Here is a 22588-nt window from a genome sequence, read left to right as displayed (position 1 = left end):
GAGCCGGCCGCTCGACCTCGCGTGAAAGACTGCGCCCATGCTGCGTTGGCTCACTGCGGGCGAGTCCCACGGCCCCTCCCTGGTCGCCATCCTCGAGGGACTTCCCGCCCACGTCCGGATCACCACCGCCGACATCTCCGACGCGCTGGCGCGTCGCCGGCTGGGCTACGGCCGCGGCGCCCGGATGAAGTTCGAGGCCGACGAGGTCACGATCGTCGGCGGCGTCCGTCACGGCGAGACCATGGGCGGCCCCGTGGCCATCCAGGTCGGTAACACCGAGTGGCCCAAGTGGGAGAAGGTGATGTCGGCCGACCCGGTCGACCCCGCCGAGCTCGACGTGCTGGCCCGCAACGCCGCCCTCACGCGTCCCCGCCCCGGCCACGCCGACCTGGCGGGGATGCAGAAGTACGACTTCGACGAGGCCCGCCCCATCCTCGAGCGTGCCTCCGCGCGTGAGACCGCCGCCCGCGTCGCGCTGGGTCGCGTCGCCGCGCACTTCCTCTTCCAGTCGGTCGGGGCCGAGATCGTCAGCCACGTCGTCGAGCTCGGCGGCGTGCCCGCCCCGGGCGGCTCGCTCCCCGACCCGGCCGACGTCGACCGCCTCGATGCCGACCCGGTCCGGTGCCTCGACCCCGAGGCGAGCGCCGCGATGGTCGAGCGGATCGACCAGGCCCACAAGGACGGCGACACCCTCGGCGGCGTCGTCGAGGTCGTCGTCCACGGCCTGCCGCCGGGCCTGGGCTCCCACGTGCACTGGGACCGCCGCCTCGACTCGCGCCTCGCCGGCGCGCTGATGGGCATCCAGGCGATCAAGGGCGTCGAGGTCGGCGACGGCTTCGCCACCGCCGCCACGCCCGGCTCGCTGGCGCACGACGAGATCGTCCCGACGGCCGAGGGCCTGCGCCGCACCTCCGGCCGCTCGGGTGGCACCGAGGGCGGCATGACGACCGGCGAGATCCTCCGCGTCCGCGCCGCGATGAAGCCGATCGCCACCGTGCCGCGCGCGCTCCGCACCGTCGACGTCGCCACCGGTGAGGAGGCTCTCGCGCACCACCAGCGCTCCGACGTGTGCGCCGTTCCTGCCGCCGGCATCGTCGCCGAGGCGATGGTCGCGCTCGTGCTGGCCGAGGCGGTCGTGGAGAAGTTCGGCGGCGACTCGGTGCGCGAGACCCGGCGCAACGCCGAGAGCTACCTCGACACGCTGAGGTTCAGGTGACACCGAAGGTCGTCCTGATCGGTCCGATGGGCGCCGGCAAGACCACCGTCGCCGGTCTGCTCGCCGACGCGTGGGGCGTGCCCTCCCGCGACACTGACGCCGACATCGAGGCGAGCGAGGGGCGCGAGGTGTCCGAGATCTTCGTCGACTCCGGCGAGGCCCACTTCCGCGCACTCGAAGCGGCCGCCGTCGCCGACGCGCTCGCGACCCACGACGGCGTTCTGTCGCTCGGCGGGGGAGCGGTGCTCGACCCGGCCACCCGCGAGCTCCTCGCCGGGCACACCGTCGTCTTCCTGCGCGTCGGGCTGTCCGACGCCGTCAAGCGGGTCGGGCTCGGCGTCGGCCGTCCGCTCCTGCTCGGCAACGTCCGGTCCCGCATCAAGGCGCTGCTCGACGAGCGCACGCCGGTCTACGAGGCCGCCGCCACCCTCGTCGTCGACACCGACGACCGCACCCCCGACGAGGTCGCAGCGCACATCGTGGAGGCCCTCCGATGAGCGAGACCACGACCCTCCACGTCGGGGGCGCAGCGCCGTACGACGTCCTGGTGGGCCACGACCTCGCCGACCGGCTGCCCGTCGTGCTCGGCGAGTCGGTGCAGCGGGTGGCGGTGCTCTATTCCGGCGAGCTGGCCGAGCAGGTGCAGCCGCTCGTCGACCTGCTCGTCGAGCACTACGACGTCCTCGCGCTCGGTCTCCCCGACGGCGAGCGCGCCAAGACCGCCCCGGTCGCCTCCGACTGCTGGGAGGCGCTGGGGGAGAGCGGTTTCACCCGTTCCGACGCGGTCGTCACCTTCGGTGGCGGCGCGACCACCGACCTCGGCGGGTTCGTCGCGGCGACCTGGCTGCGGGGAGTGCGCGTGGTCCACGTGCCCACCACCGTCCTGGCCATGGTCGACGCCGCCGTCGGCGGCAAGACGGGCATCAACACCGGAGCCGGCAAGAACCTCGTCGGCTCCTTCCACGAGCCCGCGGGCGTCCTGTGCGACCTGTCCCTGCTGTCGACGCTGCCGCGCGACGAGTTCGTCGCCGGGCTGGGCGAGGTCGTCAAGTGCGGTTTCATCGCCGACCCGGCCATCCTGGACCTCGTCGAGGGCACCGAGCCCGAAGCGCTGACCGCCGACTCCGACGTCACCCGCGAGCTGATCGAGCGGGCGATCCGGGTCAAGATCGACGTCGTCGTCGACGACCTCAAGGAGACCGGAGGCGTCGACGGCCACCCGGGCCGCGAGGTCCTCAACTACGGCCACACCCTCGCGCACGCCATCGAGCGTGCCAGCGGCTACGCCGTGCGGCACGGTGAGGCGGTGGCCATCGGTGCGGTGTACGTCGCCGAGCTGGCCGCCCGCGCGGGCTCCCTGGATCCGGCGCTGGTCGAGCGGCACCGTGCGGCCTTCGGTCGCGTCGGGCTGCCGACCACCTATGCCGACGCGTCGTTCGAGGACCTCCTCGACGCGATGAGGGTCGACAAGAAGACGCGCGGCAACCAGCTGCGCTTCGTGGTGCTCGACGACCTGGCGACGCCGCGGATCCTCGCGGGGCCGAGCGAGCACGACCTGCGGGCGGCGTACGACGCGCTAGCCTCGCGGGCGTGACTCAGGCCTCGGGCGACGACACGGCAGTCAGCGAGTCCGGCGGGAGCATGGTCCGCCTCACGGGGACAGCGTCACCGCGACCGGTCGACCTGTCGCTCCTCGAGAGCGAGCGCAATGTCGGCGCCGACTGGCCGGCAGCCGGTTCGCCACCGTTCCTCGACCCCGGGGGCGTGCTGCTGTGGCGTTACGGGCGGGGACTCGAGTCGCTCCGTGTCGTGCGAGACGACGAGCGCGGGCTGGTGGCGTGGTTGGCACCGGGCAGCGAGGGCATCGTCTGGCTCCCCGCGGACGGCGTCCCGCTGCGTGACCGTCCGCCGGTGGAGCGCGTCAGGTGCGAGCGGGTGCCCACGGTCCGCCCCTGGCACGGCGGCGGCATCCTGCGGATCGCGCCGACCGGCCGCCCCTGGTCGGTGTGGCTCTTCTGGGAGGACGACGGTGCCTTCGCCGGGCACTACGTCAACCTCGAGCTGCCGCACCGGCGGCGGGACGGGGAGCTCGCCACCCGCGACCTGACCCTGGACCTGTGGCTCGAGCCGTCGGGTGAGCTGTGGCTCAAGGACGCCGACGAGGTCGAGGGCGCGGTGACGGGCGGGCACTACTCCGTCGAGACGGCCGGCGAGATCCACGCCGCCGCCGAGTGGGCACGGTCCGAGCTGGTGGAGGGCCGCGACTGGCCGCTGGACGAGGAGTGGACCCGCTGGAGCCCGCCCTCCGACTGGACGGCCCTCGCGCTACCGGACATCGACGAGGTCCGGACCGCCCGCGCCACTACGCTGCCGACATGACGCAGGTGCTCGTCCTCAACGGCCCCAACCTCGGGCGGCTCGGTCGCCGGCAGCCGGAGATCTACGGCTCGACCACCCACGCCGAGCTCGCCGACCTGTGCGTGGCGTGGGGAGCAGAGCTCGGGCTGGACGTCGAGGTGCGGCAGACCAACCACGAGGGCGACCTGCTCGACTGGCTCAACGCGGCGGCCGACGACGGCGTCGCGGTCGTGCTCAACGCCGGCGCGTGGACGCACTACTCACTGGCTCTCTGGGACGCCTGCGCCCAGCTCACCGCGCCACTCGTGGAGGTCCACATCTCCGACCCCAAGCAGCGTGCGGAGGAGTTCCGCCACACCTCGGTCGTCGAGCCGCACGCGATCGAGACGATCGCGGGCCGGGGGATCGACGGCTACCGCGACGCGCTGTCCGCCCTCGCCGCCGCCATCAGCTGATCGCGCGTCCCCGCATCGGCGGGATAGAGCGCCTCGATCGCCAGCTCCGCGACCGTGACGTCGCGCGGGGTGCCGAACACCGTGGTGGTGGTGAGGAACGACAGCACGTCGTCACCCATCCGGAAGCGCACCGTCAGCACGATGTCGGGAGGCGCGGTGTGCCGCGGGGGCGGGTGGTCGGCGAGGAGTGCCCCCAGGCGCGGGTCGCCGGAGGCGTCGTGCTCGTGCTGGATGCGCCCCAGGATCCCCGCGCGCCACTCGTCGAGGTTGACGATCCGGGGCGCGAGGCCGCGCGGGTCGAGCGAGAGGCGCACCACGTTGACGGGTGGCTCGAGGAGGTCGGCGGGCAGGTCGGTGAGCAGCCTGTACGCCGCCTCGTTGGCCGCGACCAGGTCCCAGCCACCGTCGATGACGAGCGCGGGATAGGGCTCGTGCCCGGCGAGGATCAGCTCGAGGGCCTCGTTGACCTGCGCGAGGGCGGGGGAGTCCAGCGGCATCTCGGAGGCGCTCGGCACGAACCCGGCGGCGGTGAACATGCGCCGTTGCACCCGCAGCGGCACGTCGAGCGCGTGCCCGAGCTGGCCGATCATCGTCGGGCTCGGCACCGACTTGCCGGTCTCGATGAAGGACAGGTGCCGCGTCGACACGCCGCACCGCTCGGACAGGGCCTGCTGCGACAGCCGCCGGCGCTCCCGCCAGCGTCGCACCAGCGCGCCCACGTGGTCCTGCTGCAGATCGGGCTCCACCGTCATGGACGCCATCGTGTCAGCCGCGTCGCGCCAGCCAGGCCTGTCCGGTGGCGAACGCACCGACCAGGACCGCCTGCAACACGTCCCAGACCCGGCCGACCGTGGTCAGGTCCCCGAGGACGGCGTAGCCGAGGCTGGCCAGCACCCAGACGGCGTTGAGGGCAGCCAGCTCGAGGACCGGGCCGCGCGGCACCGGTCGGCGGGTGGCCAGCCACCCCACGCCGGCGCCCACCACGAGCAGGAACGCTCCGAGGCCGACGAGCAGGGAGGTGTCGGTGCCGAGGAGGCCGGACAACCATGGCGCAGCCACGAGGTAGGCCAGTCCGTTGCCGGCCGTCAGGCCCGCGTCCGTCAGCAGGAACGGCCGGGCTGCGGCGTGGGTGATCGCGCGGGGCGCGCGGGCGGTGGTGGTGGTCGTTGTCGTCGTCATGACCTCACCCTCGGCGCGAGGTGCGCGCCGGGTCCATGACGTCACAGGTCATGGCGAACTGACATCTGGGGGCCCGTACTCACGCGCCGGACCTCGCCGGCACGAGACGATCGCCCCATGTTCACCTATGCCGACCAGCGTGCCTGCCCCGGTTGCCGTGCGGACCTCGACGACCCGGCGCTCTCCTGCTCCGCCTGTGGCCTGTCCCTGACCGGACCGGCGCCCCTGCAGGTCTTCCGCGCCCTCCAGCAGGTCGACCGGCTCGTGTCCGACCTGTACGCCGCAGGCCGGGCGCCCCAGACGATCTCGGTCCTCGACCGGCCGGCCCGGTCGACGTACGTCCCTCCCCAGCACCAGCCTGTCGGCCCCGCCCGCCCCGGCCTCAGCGCCGCGTCGGTGCCGCGGATCCTCCTCGGCCTCGGTGCGCTGTGCCTGCTCGTCGCGGCCCTGGTGTTCCTGGCCGTCGCCTGGGCGGCCCTCGGCGTCGACGGCCGGACCGTCGTCCTCGTGCTCTTCACCGCCGTCGCCGGTGCGCTCACGGTCGTGGTCGCCCGTCGCGACCTCCGCGCCGGCGCCGAGGCGCTCGGCTCCGTGACCCTCGGGCTGTTCGCGCTCGACCTCGGCGGCGCCTGGAACGCGGGGTGGCTCGGCGATCTCGGCGACCCTGCCTTCCTGGTGCTGGCCGGCCTGCTCGTCGCCGCCGCGGGCATGGCCGTCGCCCGGTGGGCCACGACCACGCCCGTCGCCACCCTGACCAGCGCCGAGGTGATCGCCGCGATCGCCCTCGGCACGTCGGCGGTGTTCGTCAACGACCTGATCGACCGGGGCGAGGCCGTCGGCGCGGTGGCCGCGCTCGTGGTCCTCGGACTGGGTGCCGCCGCCGGTCACGCGCTCGCCCAGCAGGTGCTGGCCGTGGTCGCCTCCGGCGGCGCCGCCATCGCGTGGTTGATGCTGGTGGCCATCGGTGTCGTGCGGGTCGACGAGCTCAGCATCGCCCACCTGTGGGGCGACCTGGCCGTGTGGCCGCTCCTCGTGGCCACCCTCCTGGTCGCCGCGGCGGCGGGCATCGGGGCCGTCCCGCACGAGCTGCGCGTCGTCGCCGCCGCCACGGCCGTCTTCCTCGGCACCCTCGTCGTCACCGCACCCGTCTTCGACGAGTCCCCGACGCAGCTCGCGCTGGTCGAGCTCGGCGTGGTGCTCGGGTTCGGCGTCCTCGCGACCCGTCTGCCCGGCGACTGGCGCTGGGTGTGCGCTGCTCCGTCGGTCGTCGCGGCCCTCGGCCTGTCCGTCAGCGTGGTGCGGCTGCTCGTGGTCGCCGTCGGCGAGCTCGTGCTCCACGAACCCTGGTCGGTGGGGGTGCTGGACCGGCTCGACGCCCCCGACGTGCCCTGGACCTGGCCGCTGCTGCTCCCGGCCGGAGTGATCGGCGTCGTGGGGACCGTGGCCACCCTGGCGCTCTGCGCCGGTCGTGAGCCGCGCCGGCTCGTCGTGCCGGGTGCGTCCGCGCTCCTCGTCGCGGTGGCGCTCGTGCCCTCGGTGTACGCCGTGCCCCTGGTCGTCGCGGTCAGCGCCCTCGTCGTCGCGGCGGCCGTGCTGGCCGCCGCGGGGGCCTGGCTCGGCCGCCGCGACCTGCTCGCCGTGGCGGCTGGGGTCTTCGCGCTCGCCCAGGTCGCGGGGCTGGCCAGCGACTGGATCACGCTCGTCCTGCTCGCGCTGCTGACGGCCGCGACCGTGGCGCTGGAGCTCCGCGGTCGGGCCGTCGCCGAGGAGCTCGCCGGTCTCGGCGCCCTGCTGGCTCCGGTGTCCGCCGCGGGTCTCGTCTGGACCGCCGGGCACCTGGCCGGGCTGGACATCGCCGTACGAGCCCTGCCGGTGCTGCTCGTCCTCGGGGTGGCCATCGTGGCGATGCCCCGCCTCGAGCGCGAGGCCGGCGCCGCCGTGGGCGCCGCGCTGGCGGTCGGCGGCTCGGTGTTCTCGACCGGGACGCTCGACCAGACCTGGCTCGCGATCGACCTCACGACGGCAGGCGTCGCGGCCACCGCCTCGGCGCTGCTGCACCCGGCCCGCCGCCACCTCGGGTGGGTGGGCCTGGCGCTGCTGACGCTCGCGCAGTGGATCCGGCTCCAACAGGTCGGTGTGGAGACCGTCGAGGCCTACACGCTGCCCCTGGCGGTGGTCCTCCTCGTCGTCGGCACGGTCGCGCTGCTGCGCGGCCACGAGTCGAGCATCACGACCCTGGCCCCCGGGCTCGGCCTCGCGTTGGTGCCGTCGCTGCTGCTGGTGCTCGTCGACCCGGTCAGCCTCCGCGCCGTCCTGCTCGGCCTGGCCTGCGTGGTGCTCGTCGCCGTCGGCCTGACCCGCGGCTGGGCCGCCCCGCTCGTCGCCGGGGCGGGCGTCGGCGCCCTCGTGGTGCTGCGTGAGGCGACGTACGCCCAGGTGCTGCCGCAGTGGATGATGATCGGCCTCGTCGGGCTGGCGCTGACCGTGGTCGGCGTGACCTGGGAGCAGCGCCTGCAGGAGATCAGGCGGGTGTCGTCGTACGTCCGAGGCCTGCGGTGACGCGGGCTCGACATGGTGGACTGGGACCATGGACGACGAGGTCGAGGTCAGCGCGATGGCGATCAACGTGACGGTTCCCGAGCACCTGCGCTGGACCGACACCCGCCGCGGTGAGGAGTTCGAGCTGCAGACCCTGAACGTGCGGATGCTGCCCGACGGCTCCCTCGCGGCCAAGGCCTACGGCCGTCCGGTCGCCGGCGGTCGCGGCGGCTACACGTCGTTCCCGGTGCCCGACCGCCCCGAGATCACCCGCCTGATCTCGCTGGCCGCCGACGCGGCGGCCGAGCGGTGGCGCACCCACCGGTGACGCCGGGCGATTCCGGGACCGGGGCCCTCGCCCCCTAGACTTGATCCTCGGTCCCGCGTCCACCGCGGCGGCCGTTCGGACATCCGCGAAGAGAAGGCTGGGCAGAGCGCGCCATGGCAACCACCAACGACCTCAAGAACGGCATGGTCCTCAACATCGAGGGCCAGCTCTGGACCGTCATCGAGTTCCAGCACGTCAAGCCCGGCAAGGGCCCGGCCTTCGTGCGCACCAAGCTCAAGAACGTCGAGTCCAACAAGACGGTCGACAAGACCTTCAACGCCGGCACCAAGGTCGAGACGGCCAACGTCGACAAGCGCACGATGCAGTACCTCTACAACGACGGCACGTCCTACGTCTTCATGGACACCTCGACCTACGACCAGCTCGAGGTCGCGCCCGAGATCGTCGGCGACGCCAGGAACTTCATGCTGGAGAACCAGGACGCCATCGTGGCGACCAACGAGGGCCGGGTGCTGTTCGTCGAGCTGCCCGCCTCGGTCGAGCTGCTGATCAGCCACACCGACCCCGGCCTGCAGGGCGACCGTTCCACCGGTGGCACCAAGCCCGCCACCCTCGAGACCGGCCACGAGATCCAGGTGCCGCTCTTCATCACGACCGGCGAGAAGGTCAAGGTCGACACCCGCGACTCGTCCTACCTCGGCCGCGTCAAGGCCTGATGTCTGCTCGCAGCAAGGCGCGCAAGCGCGCTCTGGACCTCCTCTACGCCTCGGAGATGCGCTCCGAGAGCCCGGTCGTCGCGCTCGACCGGGCCATCGCGGACGGCGAGGGCCCGACGAACGACTACACCGCCGTGCTGGTGCGTGGTGTCGTCGAGCACCAGACGGAGATCGACGAGCTGCTCACGACGTACAGCCAGGGCTGGACGCTCGGACGGATGCCGGCCGTGGACCGCAACGTGCTGCGCCTCGGCGTGTTCGAGCTGGTGTTCGTCGACGACGTGCCCGACACCGTTGCGGTGACCGAGGCCATCAGCCTGGTGCGGGACCTGTCGACCGACGAGTCGCCGACGTTCGTCAACGGCATCCTGGGGGCGATCCTCAAGAGCAGGTCCTCGGCCGTCTGACTCGTTCGCGGTGGCCCGTAGGGTGTCGGCATGAGTGAGCCCGTCGCCTGCGAGGTCATCGTCCTGGGTCTCGGCCCGGGCGGTCAGATGCTCGCCACCAAGCTGGCCGAGGCCGGCGTCGACACCGTCGGTGTGGAGATGCACCTGGTGGGCGGTGAGTGCCCGTTCTACGGCTGCACGCCCACCAAGCTGCTCATCCGCGCCTCGCACCTGATCGGCGCGGTCGGCCTGGCCGACCGCCTCGCCGGTCCCGCGACCGTCACCCCCGAGTGGTCCCGTCCCGCGTCGCGGGTCACCGAGGAGGCGACGAAGGGCTGGACCGACGACGCCAACGCCGAGGCGGTGCAGAAGGCGGGCGTCCGGCTCGTGCGCGGGCACGGACGCCTCACCGCCCCGGGCGTCGTCGAGGTCGACGGCGTCAGCTACGTCGCCTCCCAGGGTGTCGTGCTCAACACCGGCACCGAGCCGCTGGTGCTGCCCATCGACGGGCTCTCCGACACGCCGTACTGGACCAACCGCGACATCGTGCAGGTCACCGAGCTGCCCAGGAGCCTGGCCATCATCGGCGGCGGACCGATCGGCTGCGAGCTCGCGCAGGCGATCTCCCGGTTCGGGGTCGAGGTCACGATCATCGAGGCCGCCGACCGGCTGCTGGCCGTCGAGGAGCCCGAGACCAGCACGCTGCTCACGAAGATCTTCGAGGAGCAGGGCATCGCCGTCCACACCGGCGTCGAGATCTCCCGGGTGTCGTACGACGACGGGTTCACGATCACCGCGGGCGACCTGACCATCGAGGCCGAGCGGCTGCTCGTCGCGGCCGGGCGGAGCAACAACATCACCGACATCGGACTCGATGCCGTCGGGCTGGACCCCGAAGCACCCGTCGTGGAGACCGACGAGCGGATGCGCGCCGGCGACAAGCTGTGGGCCATCGGCGACATCACCGGCAAGGGCCGCTTCACCCACGTCTCCGACTACCAGGCCGAGGTCGCGCTCGGCGACCTGCTCGGCGAGGCCGGCCCGCTGGCCGACTACCGCGCGGTCAGCCGCGTCACCTTCACCGAGCCGGAGGTCGGCTCGGTGGGGCTGACCGAGGAGCAGGCCACCAAGCAGGGGCTGGACGTGCGGACCGGCTTCGCCGACATCACCGAGTCGGCTCGCGGCTGGCTCGACGGCGCCGGCAACGAGGGCCACATCAAGCTCGTGGCCGACGCCTCGACCGGCTTGCTGGTCGGGGCGACCGTGGCCGGCCCGACCGGCGGTGACCTGATCGCGTTGCTGACCCTGGCCGTGCACGCGAAGGTGCCGCCCGCGACCGTGCGCCGGATGCACTTCGCGTTCCCGACCTACCACGGAGCGGTGATGACCGCCCTGGACGACCTGGGGCTGTAGGTCAGACGCCTTGCCGCGCGACGGCGAGGGCGGACGTCACGAGGTAGCTCTTGACCTGCTCGCCGGAGACGCGGTGGATCGCCGGGATGCCGGGCGCCGCTTCGCTGACCAGCATCCCGACCCGGGCGAGCTGGAGGGCGCCCAGGCCGCTGGCGTAGAGCTGGTTGGCGAGGAGCGTGGTGTCGGAGACCTTGAAGTCACCGGCCTCGACCCCGTCGTGCAGGACGTCGCCGACGACCGCGAGGCAGCCGGAGATGGATCGGCCGAGGCGGAACATCGCGCTCTCGCTGATCTCCTCGAGGAGCTCGGGACCGGTGCGCCGCATCAGGGCCTGGGCGCAGTCGACGAAGGCGGGGAGGTCGAGGCCGAAGTCGACGAAGGCCTCGACGACCGCTGCGAGCCGCTCGTCGGCGACGGTGAGGTCGGCGACGCTGTCGGTGAGGACGACCCGGAGCTCGTCGAGGTAGCCGACGAGGGTCAGCGCGAACAGCTCCTCCTTGCCGGTGAAGTGGCGGTAGACGATGGCCCGGTTGATCCCGACGGCCTGCGCGATGTCCTCGATCTGCGCGTCGCGGACGCCGCGCTCGTCGAAGAGGGCGCGGGTGGCCTCGAGGATCTCGCGCTCGCGCTGGCGGCGGCGGGCGGCCGCGGCCGAGCGCCGGCCGTCGACGCGGGGGGTGTCGCCGTCCAGGCTGGTGATGCTGCTCATGGGCCTGAGTCTAGGGCCGCTGCAACGTCCAGTTACACACGTGTGACGAGTGTTTCAGCGATTGTTCCCACCGACCCTCACCAGGTCTTGAGCGCGAGCACGTCGGCCAGCGTGTCGGCCTCGTGCGGCGCCTTGTCGTCGCGGTAGCGCACGACCCGGGCGAACCGCAGCGCCACGCCGCCGGGGTAGCGCGTCGAGCGCTGCACGCCGTCGAGGGCGATCTCCACGACCTGCTCCGGTCGCACGTGCACCACCCAGCCGTCGTCCTCGGTCTGCAGCTCGGTGAACCGCTCGGTCTGCCACGCCAGCATCTCGTCGGTCATGCCCTTGAACGTCTTGCCGAGCATCACGAAGCCACCCGTCTCCGGGTCGCGGGCGCCGAGGTGGATGTTGGACAGCAGGCCGGTGCGGCGACCGCTGCCGCGCTCGACGGCCAGCACGACCAGGTCGAGCGTGTGGACCGGTTTCACCTTGACCCACGCCGAGCCGCGCCGACCGGCGTCGTACGCCGCTGCCGGGTCCTTCACGATCACGCCCTCGTGTCCCTGGGCCAGCGTCTCGGCGACGAACCCGGCGGCGGCCTCCGCGTCGGCGGTGACGAGGCGACCGACCCGGTTGGCCTCCGGGACGAGCTCGTCGAGCACCGCCATCCGTTCCTCGCCGGGAGCGTCGAGCAGGTCGCGACCGTCGAGGTGGAGGACGTCGAAGAAGTAGGGGACCACCGCCGCGCCGGTGGACTGGGCGGTGCGCGACGCGGTCTCCTGGAACGGGCGCGGCCGCCCGTCGGGGCCGAGCATCAGGGCCTCCCCGTCGAGCACGAGGTCGCCGCCGGGCAGCGCACGCACGACGTCGACGACCTCGGGCAGCCGGGCCGTGATGTCGTCGAGGCTACGGGTCACGAGGAGCACCTCGTCGCCGCGGCGGTGGGCCTGGATGCGGATGCCGTCGAGCTTGGCGTCGATGGCGACCGGCCCTTCGTCGACGGCCTTGGCCATCGCCGCCGCGATGTCGGTCGCGCTGGAGGCCAGCATCGGCAGCACCGGCCGGCCGACCTCGAGACCGATGGCGGCCAGCGCCTCCTCACCGCCGTCGAACGCGGCGAGCGAGGCGGCGAGGGTGCTGCCGGAGAGCATCGCCGCGCGGCGTACGGACGCGAGCGGCACCTCGGCGACCTGGGCGACGGCCTCCTGGACGAGCGCATCGAGGGCACCCTGGCGGACCTCGCCGGTGACGAGCCCCCGCAGCCACGCCTGCTCGGGCGCGGTCGCACGGGCGAAGAGCTCGGCGACGGCGGCCTTGCGCGCCGCCTGGGACCCGGCGCCCCCGATCAGGGCGAGGGCGTCGAACGCCTCGTGCACCTCGGTGACCTGCAGTGACGGCTCGTCCGCCGGCTCCGGCAGCTCGGCCAGGCCCCGCCAACCGAGCCCGGTGCGCCGCTGGCGCAGGGCGCCGCCGAGGTAGCTCACCACCGTTTCCAGCTCGTCGGCCTCGGTGTGGCGCAGCGCCTCGGCCAGCGCGGCCACCTTGGCCTTGCGGGATCTCGTCGCCGCCACCGTGGCGGACGTGGTCACGATCTCGGCGAGCAGCATGGGGCCAGTGTGCCCGCCCCCACCGACAGCGTTCGGTGGATGGGGGCAGGATGGCGGAGTGCCGACCCGCGAACGCTTCTCCGGGCAGATCGCCGGCGTGGGCTCGACGAGCGGGGTCCGGGTCGTGGTCGGCCGCTGGGCGGCCTCGCCGTGGGGCGCGTTCGCGGACGTGATGGTCGAGGACGCGACGGGCCACCGGGTGCTGCTCGCCCCCGACGAGCGGACCCGTGACTTCGTGGTCGCCACCTACACCTTCGACGAGGTCGTGATCGAGCCCGTGTCGGTGACCGGCACCGACGAGTGGACCGTGTCCACGCCCTCGTTGGCGCTGACCCTGCGCGTGGGTCGTCGTACGGCGCTGGGGCACCTGCTCCGCGCCGTACCTCCCCGCCTCGCCACCGCCCCCGCCTGGTGCGCCGCCGTCGACCCCGTGGCGCGGGTCGTGATGCGCGGCGTCCGCACCCGCGGCACCGCCGGGCAGGACCGCCGGGAGTGGTACGGCGCCACGTCGGTCCACGAGGTCACGGCCCTGAGCGGCAGCTGGCGGGGCGAGCCGCTGGGCTCTCTCGCGGCGGTCGACCCGCCCTGCCGCTTCGGGTTCTCGTCCACTCCCCGCCGCCCGTCCGTGACGTCGGTGGTGACGACGGTCGAGCGCGCCTGAGACCGCTCAGCCGCCGATGCGCGTGCGCACCTCGAACAGCTCGGGGAAGAAAGTGAGGTCGAGGGCGCGGCGCAGGAAGTCCACGCCCGAGGACCCACCGGTGCCGATCTTGTGGCCGATCGTGCGCTGGACCACCTGGAGGTGGCGGAAGCGCCACTGCTGGAAGTTGTCCTCCACATCGACCAGCTCCTCGCAGGTCTCGTAGACACCCCAGTGCTCCGACGGCGCGGCGTAGACCTGCGCGAAGACCTCGACCAGCTCCGGGGAGGCCGCGTGCTGGCGCGTCACGTCGCGGGTCAGCACGTCCTCCGGCACGGCGTAGCCGCGGCGGGAGAGGTAGGCCAGGAACTCGTCGTACAGCGACGGCTCGTTCAGCAGCGTGGAGAGCTCGTCGCGCACCGCCGCGTCGTGCTTGAAGACGCGGACCATGTCGGCGTCCTTGTTGCCGAGGAGGAACTCGACCTCGCGGTACTGCGCCGACTGGAAGCCCGAGGAGGTCGCGAGGAAGGGCCGGATCTCGGCGTACTCGCTCGGCGTGAGGGTGGCGAGCACCGACCACTGGTCGGTGAGCACGCGCTGGATGTGCTTGACCCGCGCCAGCCGCTTGAGGGCGGGGGAGAGGTCGTCGGTGGCGAGCAGCGACCGGGCCGAGCGGAGCTCGTGGACCATCAGCTTCAGCCACAGCTCGGACGTCTGGTGCTGCACGATGAACAGCAGCTCGTCGTGCTGGGGCGGGTCGCTCTGGGGCTGCTGGGCGCTCAGCAGGAGGTCGAGGCGGAGGTAGTCGCCGTACGACATCTGGTTGCTGAAGTCCTGCTCGATGCCGGGCTCGATCTCCCGCTTGTCTGCCATGGGGGAAACCTATCGCCGGGGTCAGCGGTAGAGCGCGGCCACCACCTTGTCGCCGCCCAGCGAGCCGCTGAGCCGGAACACGTCGCCGTCGTCGATGGTCACGACCGAGCCGCTGAGGTCGGAGGAGTCGCGGTCGGGGAACGACCAGCTGCGCACCACCTCGCCGGTCCCGGCGTCCAGCTCCCACAGCCGGTCCTGGAAGTCGACAGCCGTGGCGACGTAGACCAGGGACCCGTCCGGGCTGCTCGTGACGAGGTCGGCGCCGACGCTGACGACGTCCCGCTTCGCGGCCCCGGGGATCGACCAGGACCACAGCTCCTCACCGGACGCGAGGTCCAGGCGGCGTACGGCGACGGGCCGGTTGCTGCCCCGGGGGACCACCGGCGTGAAGACGCCCCCGTCCGCGGCGGGCAGCGACGTGTCGACGTCGTACTGCATGGCGAAGCCCGGCAGATAGTCGGGATTGCGGCCGAACGTGAGGCCGGGGGAGCCCAGCTCGCCGGTCTCGGGGTCGAGCGCACGGTACCTCGTGCGGACCGCGCCGCCGTCCCGGAACTGGTCGACGACCATCCCGTCCACGAAGGTCGAGACCTGGAACTTGCCCCGGACGTGCCCGGGCGAGGAGGCCTTCGACATCAGCGTGGCGACGTCCTGCTCCCACACCAGCTCGAGGAGCTCGCTGTCGTTGATCCGGAAGCCGATCAGCTTGCCGTCCTCGTCCTCGTCGAACTCGAGCTCGTCGTCACCCTCGGCGGCCGGGACGACGCGCGAGAACATGACGTCCGTCCCCGGCAGGACGGCGAGGTTGACGACGTTCCAGTCGCTGTCGGCGCCCAGGAGGACGCCAGGGCTGCCGATGCTGCTGGTCGTCCCGTCGGCCTCGAGGCGCAGGAGGTTCTCGTCGGCGTCGACGAAGTAGGTGCGGCCATCGATCTCGGCCAGGTCGGAGTTCGCCGTGAGCTCGAACCCGATCCGACGTCCCATCCGGGGGACCGAGTCGTACTTCTCGGTGATCGAGCCGTCGGCCAGGGAGTAGACGGTGAACACGCCGCACAGCTCGCCGGCACCGTGGTTGAGCACCACGACCTCGGAGTCGCTGGTCGGGTGGACGAGCTCGCACGGCGAGTCACCGTTGTTCCCGGTCGTGCGCCGTTTCACCTGCCAGCGCTGCTCGCCGGTCGTGCGGTCGATCGCGGTCAGGAGGTCGCGCTCGTCGGTGAAGACGATCAGGTCGTCGGTCATGACGGGCCCGAGCGGCGGGGCGTATCCGCCCGGGCCCTTGGACGCCGGCACGCCGAACGCGCGTGAGATCTCGTCGGCCGGGGCGCTCGACTCGTCCACGGGCTCCGCGGTCGCGTCCTCCGACGGATCGTCGGACTGGCTGTCGGACGAGCTCGGCGTGGGAGCGTCCGGCGGCTCCTCGGTGTCCGAGCACCCCGCCAGGGCCGCGGCCAGTGCGCCCGCGGCCACCAGGTGCGCCCAGCGCCGTACCGTCCGTGTCGTCATCGTTGCTTCCCCCGTCGCCACCCGAACACCGATGGCGTGAGGGTAGCGTCCACCCGTGCCCTCATCGTCCGAGGCCCGCCCGGACGCCAGCACGGTGTGGCAGCCGGGCTGGCCGTGCCCGGCCGGCTCGATCCTGCGCCAGCAGCGCCGCGGGAGCTCGGACCCCAGCTACCGCATCGACCCCGCCGGCGCGCACTGGCGCGGGGTGCGGACACCGGCCGGACCGGCCACGTTGCGCGTGCGCCAGGACCCCGGCGGCGTCGTGCACGCGGACGCGTGGGGCGAGGGCGCGGAGTGGGTGGTCGCGTCGGTCCCCGGACTGCTCGGTGCCGACGACGACGTCAGCGACTTCGACCCGATCCATCCGATGGTCGCCGAGGCGTGGCGCCGCCGCCCGCACGGCCGCTTCGGGCGCAGCGGCCTGGTCGTGCAGAGCCTGATCGGCAGCATCATCGAGCAGAAGGTGACGGGCCAGGAGGCGTTCGCGGGCTACCGCGCCCTGGTCCACCGCTACGGCGATCGCGCGCCCGGCCCCGGCGAGGCGATGCGCCTCTGGGTGCCGCCCGACGCGGACACGGTGCGGATGATCCCGAGCTGGGCGTGGCTGGAGCTGCACGTCGACCCGGCCCGCTCGCGGGCGATCGTGACCGCGGCCCGGGTGGCCGATGCGCTGGAGCGCCACGACGGTCCCGTCGACCTCGACCGACGGCTGCGGAGCCTCCCGGGCGTGGGCGTGTGGACCAGCGCCGAGGTGCGGCAGACGGCGCTCGGCGATCCCGACGCGGTGAGCTTCTTCGACTACCACGTCGCCAAGGACATCGGCTGGGCGATGACGGGCACCCCGTTCACCGACGCCGAGCTCGAGGAGTTCCTGGAGCCGTGGCGACCGCAGCGCAACCGGGCCGTCGGGCTGATCTACTCGATCGCGGGCGGACGTCCTCGCCGCGGGCCGCGGATGTCGCCACGCACGCACCTGCCGGGACGGACGCCGGGCAGCCGCTAGAGCAGGGGACGCAGGGGAGCGAGCACGAACTCGGTGAACTTGCGGTGCAGGTCGCGGGCCTCCCACTCCTGGCTGGTCAGCTCGAGGGAGTTGGACTCGTCGCGGACGAAGATCTCCTCGAGCACGGTCGCGAGCGACTCGTCGATCACCTCGACGTTGATCTCGTAGTTGCCCTGGAGGCTGAGGCGGTCGACGTTCGCCGTACCGACCGTCGACCAGTTGCCGTCGATGGTCGAGGTCTTGGCGTGCACCATCGCGTCCCTGAACCGGAAGATCCGCACGCCGGCGTTGAGGAGCTGGGAGAAGTAGCCGCGCGAGATCCAGTCGGCCACGATGTGGTTGGACTTCAGCGGCAGCAGCAGCCGCACGTCCACCCCGCGCCCGGCCGCCTCCTTGAGTGAGTCGACGAAGTCCTGGTCGGGGATGAAGTAGGCGTGCGTCATCCAGATGTTGCGGGTGGCGCGGTTGATCGCCTCGAGGTACATCGAGCGGATCGGGAACATCCACAGCCGCGGCACGTTGCGCGCGAACCGGATCCGCGGCTCCCAGACCGACGCCGTCTCCAGCAGCAGCGGGCGCTCGCTGCGACCGATCCGCTTGCGCCGGTTGAGGTTCCAGAAGTCGGCGAAGGCACGCTTGAGGTCCCACACGCCGGGCCCGGTGATCCGCACGTGCGTGTCGCGCCACTCGGTGGCGTACGCCGACCCGATGTTGTAGCCGCCGACGAACCCGACCTCCTCGTCCACGACCAGGATCTTGCGGTGGTCGCGGCCGTAGCGGCGCAGGTCCCAGAAGCGCCAGCCCGCCGACCAGACGGGGTAGCGCAGCACCTTGAGCGTGTGCGGGAAGTGCTTGAACCGGGGCGACACGACCAGGTTGGCGAAGCCGTCATAGATGCAGTAGACCTCGACGCCGCGCTCGGCCGCGCGGATCAGCGCCGTCTTGAACTGCTCGCCGACCTCGTCGCCCTTCCAGATGTAGGTCTCGAAGAGGACCTGCTTCTTCGCGCCGTCGATGGCCGCGAGCATGTCGTCGTAGAGGTCCGTCCCGAAGGTGTACGTCGTGAGCGTCCCCTCGCCCACCTCGACCGTCCGCGGCGGGGTGACGGGGAAGGGCTTGGGCTTCTTCCCGCGGCGGCGATAGGAGTCGACCAGCGAGAGTGCGACAGCCAGCGCGAGCTGGAACCCGACCACCGACAGCAACGTCCGGCGTGCGGCGGTCAACGCGCGAGCGGGGGTCACGGGGACAATCTAGCGACGCCGGCACAGCGTGCCCCGCCGGGACGGCTCGAGCCGGGCTCACAGCCGAGCGGGTGGCCGGTGCCCCGTCAGACGAGCCCGAGCGCTGGGTAGCGACCGACGTCGCACGGGATGTCGGAGAGCACCCGGAAGATCGCGGCCCGCAGCATTGCCTGCCGCTGCTGGCCGATCCGCCACGCGCCGAGGGCGTGCTCGTCCGCGTCGTGCCAGAGCACGGCGTCGAGCACGCAGACCGCCTCCGCCCACAGCGGCGAGCGCCAGGTGGGGGAGAAGTCGATGACGAACGGCACGCCCGCCGCGTCGAGCAGCACGTTGCCCGCGAGATCGGAGTGGACGAGCTGCTCGCGCCCGAGGTCGGTGTCGTCGAGGGCTGCGACGAGGTCGCGGACCAGGTCGGCAAGCCCGGCCTCGGGACGTTCGGCCGCGGCCAGCCGCGCCAGGTGGGGGTCGTACGCCGCCTGCTCGGCCCGGCTCCACTGGTCGTCCCGGGCCTCCAGGCCCTCGGGCCGCTCCGGGACGGCCACCGCCAGCCGGGCGTGGAGGAGGCGGGCGGTGGCCCGCAGGGTCGCGAGGTCGTGGCACGGCGTGGCGCCCGGTTCGAAGCGGGTCGCGGTCCAGCCGTCGACGCTCACGCTGCCGTCGCGAGCGGGCACCGGCAGGGCGAGCCGGAGCGAGCGGGGCGACTCCTCGTCGAGCCGCACGGCGAGACGGGCCTGGATCGGAGCGATCCAGTCGCCCGAGCCGTCGTGGCCGGACTTCAGCACGAGGTCGCCGGCCCGCCAGCTCGTGCCCTGTCCGCCCGGGAGAGGCTCGAGCACGCCCTCGGCGGCGAAGAGGTCGAGCACGCGGTCGGGAGGCGCATCCGAGGGCATGGCGAGAGGGTAGGCGAGAGGGTGGGCGAGAGGTCGGGCACCCGTGCGAGGGCCCGTTGTCGGTGGTCGCACGTAGGCTCGACGCATGCGTCCAGTGACAGATCTCGAGCGGCGGGTGGCCCCCTTCAAGGTGGTCTCCGACTACAGCCCGTCCGGCGACCAGCCGACGGCGATCAAGGACATCGCCGAGCGCATCGGCGGCGGCGAGCAGGACGTCGTTCTCCTCGGCGCGACCGGCACGGGCAAGACCGCGACCGTGGCCTGGGTGGCCGAGCAGCTCCAGCGACCGATGCTGGTGCTCCAGCCCAACAAGACGCTGGCGGCGCAGTTCGCCAACGAGCTGCGGATGCTCTTCCCGGACAACGCGGTGGAGTACTTCGTGAGCTACTACGACTACTACCAGCCCGAGGCCTACGTCCCCCAGACCGACACCTACATCGAGAAGGACTCCTCGATCAACGAGGAGGTCGAGCGGCTGCGGCACAGCGCCACCAACTCGCTGCTGACCCGTCGCGACGTGATCGTGGTCAGCACGGTGTCGTGCATCTACGGCCTCGGCACCCCGCAGGAGTACGTCGACCGCATGCTCCGGCTCCGGGTCGGTGAGGAGCACGACCGCGACGCGATCCTGCGGCGGCTCGTGGAGATCCAGTACACCCGCAACGACATGGCCTTCACCCGCGGCACCTTCCGGGTGCGCGGCGACACCCTCGAGATCTTCCCGGTCTACGAGGAGCTCGCGGTGCGCATCGAGTTCTTCGGCGACGAGGTCGAGCGGCTGATGACCCTGCACCCGGTCACCGGCGAGGTGATCACCGAGGACCAGGAGCTCCACGTCTTCCCGGCCACCCACTACGTCGCCGGTCCTGAGCGGATGGAGCGGGCGATCAAGGGCATCGAGCTCGAGCTGGAGGACCAGCTCGCGACGTTCGAGCGCCAGGGCAAGCTGCTGGAGGCGCAGCGGCTGCGGATGCGCACGACGTACGACGTCGAGATGATGCGGCAGGTCGGATCGTGCTCGGGCATCGAGAACTACTCGATGCACATGGACGGGCGCACCCGCGGCTCCGCGCCCAACACGCTGCTCGACTACTTCCCCGAGGACTTCATGCTCGTCGTCGACGAGTCGCACGTCGCCGTGCCGCAGATCGGCGGGATGTACGAGGGCGACATGTCGCGCAAGCGCAACCTCGTCGACCACGGCTTCCGACTGCCGAGCGCGATGGACAACCGGCCGCTGAAGTTCGAGGAGTTCCTCGACCGGATCGGCCAGACGATCTATCTCTCCGCGACGCCGGGCAACTACGAGCTCGACAAGGTCGGCGGCCCGGAGAACGCCGTGCAGCAGATCATCCGCCCCACGGGCCTGATCGACCCCGAGGTGGTGATCAAGCCGACCAAGGGCCAGATCGACGACCTGATCCACGAGATCCGGACCCGCTCCGACAAGGGCGAGCGGGTGCTGGTGACCACGCTGACCAAGAAGATGTCCGAGGACCTCACCGACTACCTCCTCGACGCGGGCATCCGCACCCGCTACCTCCACTCCGAGGTCGACACCCTCAAGCGGATCGAGCTGCTGCGTGACCTGCGGCTGGGGGAGTACGACGTCCTCGTCGGCATCAACCTGCTGCGTGAAGGCCTCGACCTGCCGGAGGTGTCGCTGGTCTCGATCCTCGACGCCGACAAGGAGGGGTTCCTGCGCTCCGACAAGTCGCTGATCCAGACGATCGGCCGTGCCGCGCGCAACGTGTCGGGCCAGGTCCACATGTACGCCGACAAGATCACCCCGTCGATGGAGGCGGCGATCGACGAGACCAACCGTCGACGTGCGATCCAGATCGCCTACAACACCGAGAAGGGCATCGACCCGCAGCCGCTGCGCAAGAAGATCGCGGACATCACCGAGATGCTCGCGCGCGAGGACGAGAACACCCAGGAGCTGCTCCAGACCTGGGCCGACGTCGGCCAGAAGGGCCGCGCGGGCGGCGTGAAGCCGAAGAAGTCGCCGACGCCGTCGCTGTCCAAGCTGCACGACGACCTGCCCGACACCGCCGGCATCCCGTCCTCGGACCTCGCGGAGCTGATCCAGCAGCTCACCGACCAGATGCGCTCGGCCGCGGCCGAGCTGCAGTTCGAGGTGGCGGCCCGGATCCGCGACGAGGTCAACGAGCTCAAGAAGGAGCTCCGCCAGATGATGGAAGCTACGAAGTGACGAGCGGTGCGCGCGGGCCGAGGAACGAGGTCCGTGGCGCACCCGAGGAGCGAGGAGCTGCGTGCGAGCGGAGCGAGCACGCCGGCGACGAAGTGACGAGCGCAGCGAGCGCCGGCGACGAAGTGAGGCGAGGACCCGAGCGGAGCGAGCACGCCGGCGACGAAGTGACGAGCGAAGCGAGCGCCGGCGACGAAGTGAACCTCAGTCCTCGTGCAGCCGGCGCCGCTCGATCTCCCGGCGCTCCCGCTTCTCCAGCCGCCGGGTCTGCTCCTCGATGATCTCGTCCTTCTGCCACATCACCCGACCGGCGTTCAGCCCGGTGCCGAGCATGACGAAGAGCGGCCACGGGAACTGCGCGTGGAACCCGTCGCCGCCGAAGCTGGTCGCCACCCAGATCGCCCAGCAGATCAGCGAGGCCGACAGGAAGCCCCAGACGGCCTGACGCCGGGCCTGCACGAACGCGCGGGCGGCCTCGTCCGGGATGCTCGACCGCGGCGCGCGGGCGACGGGGAGGTCGGAGACCAGGGGCATCAGGTCTCCGAGCGTCCTGCTGGAGAGCGCTGCGTCCGACCGCTCGTCGTACTCGGCCCGGTCGAGACGCCCTTCGGCGAACGCATCGCTCAGGACAGCCTCGATCACCGCGCGATCCCGATCGGACGCGCGCATCGTCGCGTTGGCGGGGATGCGCGGGTCGTGGTCGAACTGGGTCCACACCTCGATGCCGGGCACCCGCCCATCGTAGGCACGCCCCACCCGACGGGAGGGGCAGCGGATGCCGATGTCGCCGGTGGTCGCTAGCGTCGTCGTCATGACCTCCACCATCGATCTGGGCCACTTCGTCTCCGGCGACGTCATCGACCTCATCCTCACCGACCACGTCCGCTTCGAGTCCCTGCTGCGCCAGCTCCGCGACTCCAGCTCCGACCGCGACGCCGTGCGCCGGGCGTTCGCCGAGCTTCACGTGGCGCACGCGACCGCCGAGGAGGAGCTGGTCTACCCCAAGCTCCGCACCAAGCGCGCGATCACCGCCCACGAGGCGGAGCACGGCACCGAGGAGCACGCGGAGGGCAACGAGGCACTGCTCGCGGTCCTCGAGCTCAAGGGCACCGACACCGAGGCCTTCGACGACGCCGTCGAGGAGCTCTGCAAGGCCGTCAACCACCACCTCGCCGAGGAGGAGCTGACCATCCTCAACCCGGCACGCGACGATGTCGGCCTCCAGGTCCGGGTCGAGCTCGGTGAGGCGTTCGCCAAGCGCCGCAACGAGCTCATCGCCCAGGGGTGCGCGTCGCTCACCCAGGTCCGGGCCATCGTCAGGGATGCCGAGCGCGAGGGCCTGCTCGACGACGAGGACGACGACGAGGACTGAGCC

Annotated in this window: 23 protein-coding genes; 14 read left to right on the top strand and 9 right to left on the bottom strand. The window is 72.2% G+C overall.

Annotation, left to right across the window (positions count from 1 at the left end; all coding sequences use genetic code 11):
* Positions 1–37: 37 nt before the first annotated feature.
* Genes aroC through C7S10_RS16130 form a run of 5 tightly spaced genes read left to right on the top strand, consistent with a single transcriptional unit; the run spans position 38 to position 4029 of the window.
* A complete protein-coding gene (gene aroC, locus C7S10_RS16150; protein WP_108345468.1) occupies positions 38–1216 on the top strand; it encodes a chorismate synthase in 1179 nt (392 codons plus the stop codon).
* Positions 1213–1713: a shikimate kinase gene (locus C7S10_RS16145; protein ID WP_423802718.1), complete on the top strand. Its 501-nt coding sequence runs from the start codon at positions 1213–1215 to the stop codon at positions 1711–1713. Before aroC ends, C7S10_RS16145 begins: the two co-directional genes overlap by 4 nt.
* Positions 1710–2810, top strand: a complete 1101-nt coding sequence (aroB, locus tag C7S10_RS16140; protein ID WP_108345467.1) for a 3-dehydroquinate synthase — start codon at positions 1710–1712, stop codon at positions 2808–2810. Before C7S10_RS16145 ends, aroB begins: the two co-directional genes overlap by 4 nt.
* Positions 2807–3595 carry a ribonuclease FAU-1 family protein gene (locus tag C7S10_RS16135; RefSeq protein WP_108345466.1) on the top strand — a complete coding sequence of 263 codons (789 nt, stop codon included), beginning with the start codon at positions 2807–2809 and terminating at the stop codon, positions 3593–3595. Before aroB ends, C7S10_RS16135 begins: the two co-directional genes overlap by 4 nt.
* On the top strand, positions 3592–4029 hold the full coding sequence (locus C7S10_RS16130) for a type II 3-dehydroquinate dehydratase (RefSeq protein ID WP_108345465.1): 438 nt from the start codon (positions 3592–3594) through the stop codon (positions 4027–4029). The genes C7S10_RS16135 and C7S10_RS16130 overlap by 4 nt, the downstream gene beginning before the upstream one ends.
* Here the strand turns inward: C7S10_RS16130 and C7S10_RS16125 are convergent.
* Positions 3987–4781 (bottom strand): helix-turn-helix domain-containing protein, encoded by a 795-nt coding sequence (locus tag C7S10_RS16125; protein ID WP_207769410.1) that lies wholly within the window; start codon positions 4779–4781, stop codon positions 3987–3989. The genes C7S10_RS16130 and C7S10_RS16125 overlap by 43 nt on opposite strands.
* A gap of 13 nt (positions 4782–4794) precedes the next feature.
* Entirely contained in the window at positions 4795–5208 is a 414-nt protein-coding gene (locus C7S10_RS16120; protein ID WP_207769409.1) for a hypothetical protein, read from the bottom strand.
* Positions 5209–5325: 117 nt separating this feature from the next.
* Between C7S10_RS16120 and C7S10_RS16115 the strand changes: the two genes are divergently transcribed.
* From C7S10_RS16115 to C7S10_RS16095, 5 genes are all read left to right on the top strand, one after another.
* Complete coding sequence (locus tag C7S10_RS16115) at positions 5326–7767, top strand: SCO7613 C-terminal domain-containing membrane protein (RefSeq protein ID WP_108345463.1); 2442 nt, start codon at positions 5326–5328, stop codon at positions 7765–7767.
* A 28-nt stretch (positions 7768–7795) separates the two neighbouring features.
* A complete protein-coding gene (locus C7S10_RS16110; protein WP_108345462.1) occupies positions 7796–8074 on the top strand; it encodes a hypothetical protein in 279 nt (92 codons plus the stop codon).
* A gap of 113 nt (positions 8075–8187) precedes the next feature.
* The gene (gene efp, locus C7S10_RS16105; protein WP_108345461.1) at positions 8188–8751 is read left to right on the top strand and encodes an elongation factor P; all 564 of its coding nucleotides are present in this window, start codon (positions 8188–8190) and stop codon (positions 8749–8751) included.
* On the top strand, positions 8751–9158 hold the full coding sequence (gene nusB, locus C7S10_RS16100; RefSeq protein ID WP_108345460.1) for a transcription antitermination factor NusB: 408 nt from the start codon (positions 8751–8753) through the stop codon (positions 9156–9158). The genes efp and nusB overlap by 1 nt, the downstream gene beginning before the upstream one ends.
* A 30-nt stretch (positions 9159–9188) precedes the next feature.
* Positions 9189–10550 (top strand): dihydrolipoyl dehydrogenase family protein, encoded by a 1362-nt coding sequence (locus C7S10_RS16095; RefSeq protein WP_108345459.1) that lies wholly within the window; start codon positions 9189–9191, stop codon positions 10548–10550.
* Between the two features lies 1 nt (position 10551).
* Here the strand turns inward: C7S10_RS16095 and C7S10_RS16090 are convergent, their stop codons facing one another.
* Both C7S10_RS16090 and C7S10_RS16085 read right to left on the bottom strand, forming a co-directional pair.
* Complete coding sequence (locus tag C7S10_RS16090) at positions 10552–11259, bottom strand: TetR/AcrR family transcriptional regulator (RefSeq protein WP_108345458.1); 708 nt, start codon at positions 11257–11259, stop codon at positions 10552–10554.
* 77 nt (positions 11260–11336) lie between these two features.
* Entirely contained in the window at positions 11337–12848 is a 1512-nt protein-coding gene (locus tag C7S10_RS16085; RefSeq protein ID WP_108345457.1) for an ATP-dependent DNA ligase, read from the bottom strand.
* Between the two features lie 58 nt (positions 12849–12906).
* Here C7S10_RS16085 and C7S10_RS16080 point away from each other — a divergent pair, with 58 nt between their 5' ends.
* Entirely contained in the window at positions 12907–13509 is a 603-nt protein-coding gene (locus C7S10_RS16080; RefSeq protein WP_108345456.1) for a hypothetical protein, read from the top strand.
* Positions 13510–13515: 6 nt separating this feature from the next.
* Here C7S10_RS16080 and kynA read toward each other — a convergent pair whose 3' ends face one another.
* Both kynA and C7S10_RS16070 read right to left on the bottom strand, forming a co-directional pair.
* Positions 13516–14361, bottom strand: coding sequence for a tryptophan 2,3-dioxygenase (gene kynA / locus C7S10_RS16075; RefSeq protein ID WP_108345455.1), 846 nt, complete (start codon positions 14359–14361; stop codon positions 13516–13518).
* A 21-nt stretch (positions 14362–14382) separates the two neighbouring features.
* On the bottom strand, positions 14383–15867 hold the full coding sequence (locus tag C7S10_RS16070) for an outer membrane protein assembly factor BamB family protein (protein WP_108345454.1): 1485 nt from the start codon (positions 15865–15867) through the stop codon (positions 14383–14385).
* Positions 15868–15922: 55 nt separating this feature from the next.
* Here C7S10_RS16070 and C7S10_RS16065 point away from each other — a divergent pair, with 55 nt between their 5' ends.
* Positions 15923–16870 carry a DNA-3-methyladenine glycosylase family protein gene (locus C7S10_RS16065; protein ID WP_243395421.1) on the top strand — a complete coding sequence of 316 codons (948 nt, stop codon included), beginning with the start codon at positions 15923–15925 and terminating at the stop codon, positions 16868–16870.
* Here the strand turns inward: C7S10_RS16065 and C7S10_RS16060 are convergent.
* Both C7S10_RS16060 and C7S10_RS16055 read right to left on the bottom strand, forming a co-directional pair.
* On the bottom strand, positions 16867–18111 hold the full coding sequence (locus C7S10_RS16060) for a phospholipase D-like domain-containing protein (RefSeq protein WP_243395420.1): 1245 nt from the start codon (positions 18109–18111) through the stop codon (positions 16867–16869). The genes C7S10_RS16065 and C7S10_RS16060 overlap by 4 nt on opposite strands.
* A gap of 86 nt (positions 18112–18197) precedes the next feature.
* Positions 18198–19001 (bottom strand): aminoglycoside phosphotransferase/kinase family protein, encoded by an 804-nt coding sequence (locus tag C7S10_RS16055; protein ID WP_114327805.1) that lies wholly within the window; start codon positions 18999–19001, stop codon positions 18198–18200.
* Between the two features lie 85 nt (positions 19002–19086).
* On the opposite strand from C7S10_RS16055, the gene uvrB reads away from it, so the two are divergent.
* Complete coding sequence (gene uvrB, locus C7S10_RS16050) at positions 19087–21216, top strand: excinuclease ABC subunit UvrB (RefSeq protein ID WP_108345451.1); 2130 nt, start codon at positions 19087–19089, stop codon at positions 21214–21216.
* Between the two features lie 201 nt (positions 21217–21417).
* Here the strand turns inward: uvrB and C7S10_RS16045 are convergent, their stop codons facing one another.
* Positions 21418–22026: a DUF1707 SHOCT-like domain-containing protein gene (locus tag C7S10_RS16045; protein WP_207769408.1), complete on the bottom strand. Its 609-nt coding sequence runs from the start codon at positions 22024–22026 to the stop codon at positions 21418–21420.
* Between C7S10_RS16045 and C7S10_RS16040 the strand changes: the two genes are divergently transcribed.
* Entirely contained in the window at positions 22025–22585 is a 561-nt protein-coding gene (locus tag C7S10_RS16040) for a hemerythrin domain-containing protein (protein WP_108345579.1), read from the top strand. The two genes, C7S10_RS16045 and C7S10_RS16040, sit on opposite strands and share 2 nt — an antisense overlap.
* Positions 22586–22588 lie beyond the last annotated feature (3 nt).

The organism is Nocardioides currus (assembly GCF_003057875.1).
Classification (GTDB): Bacteria; Actinomycetota; Actinomycetes; order Propionibacteriales; family Nocardioidaceae; genus Nocardioides; species Nocardioides currus.
This window is presented reverse-complemented; position numbering and strand designations above follow the sequence as displayed.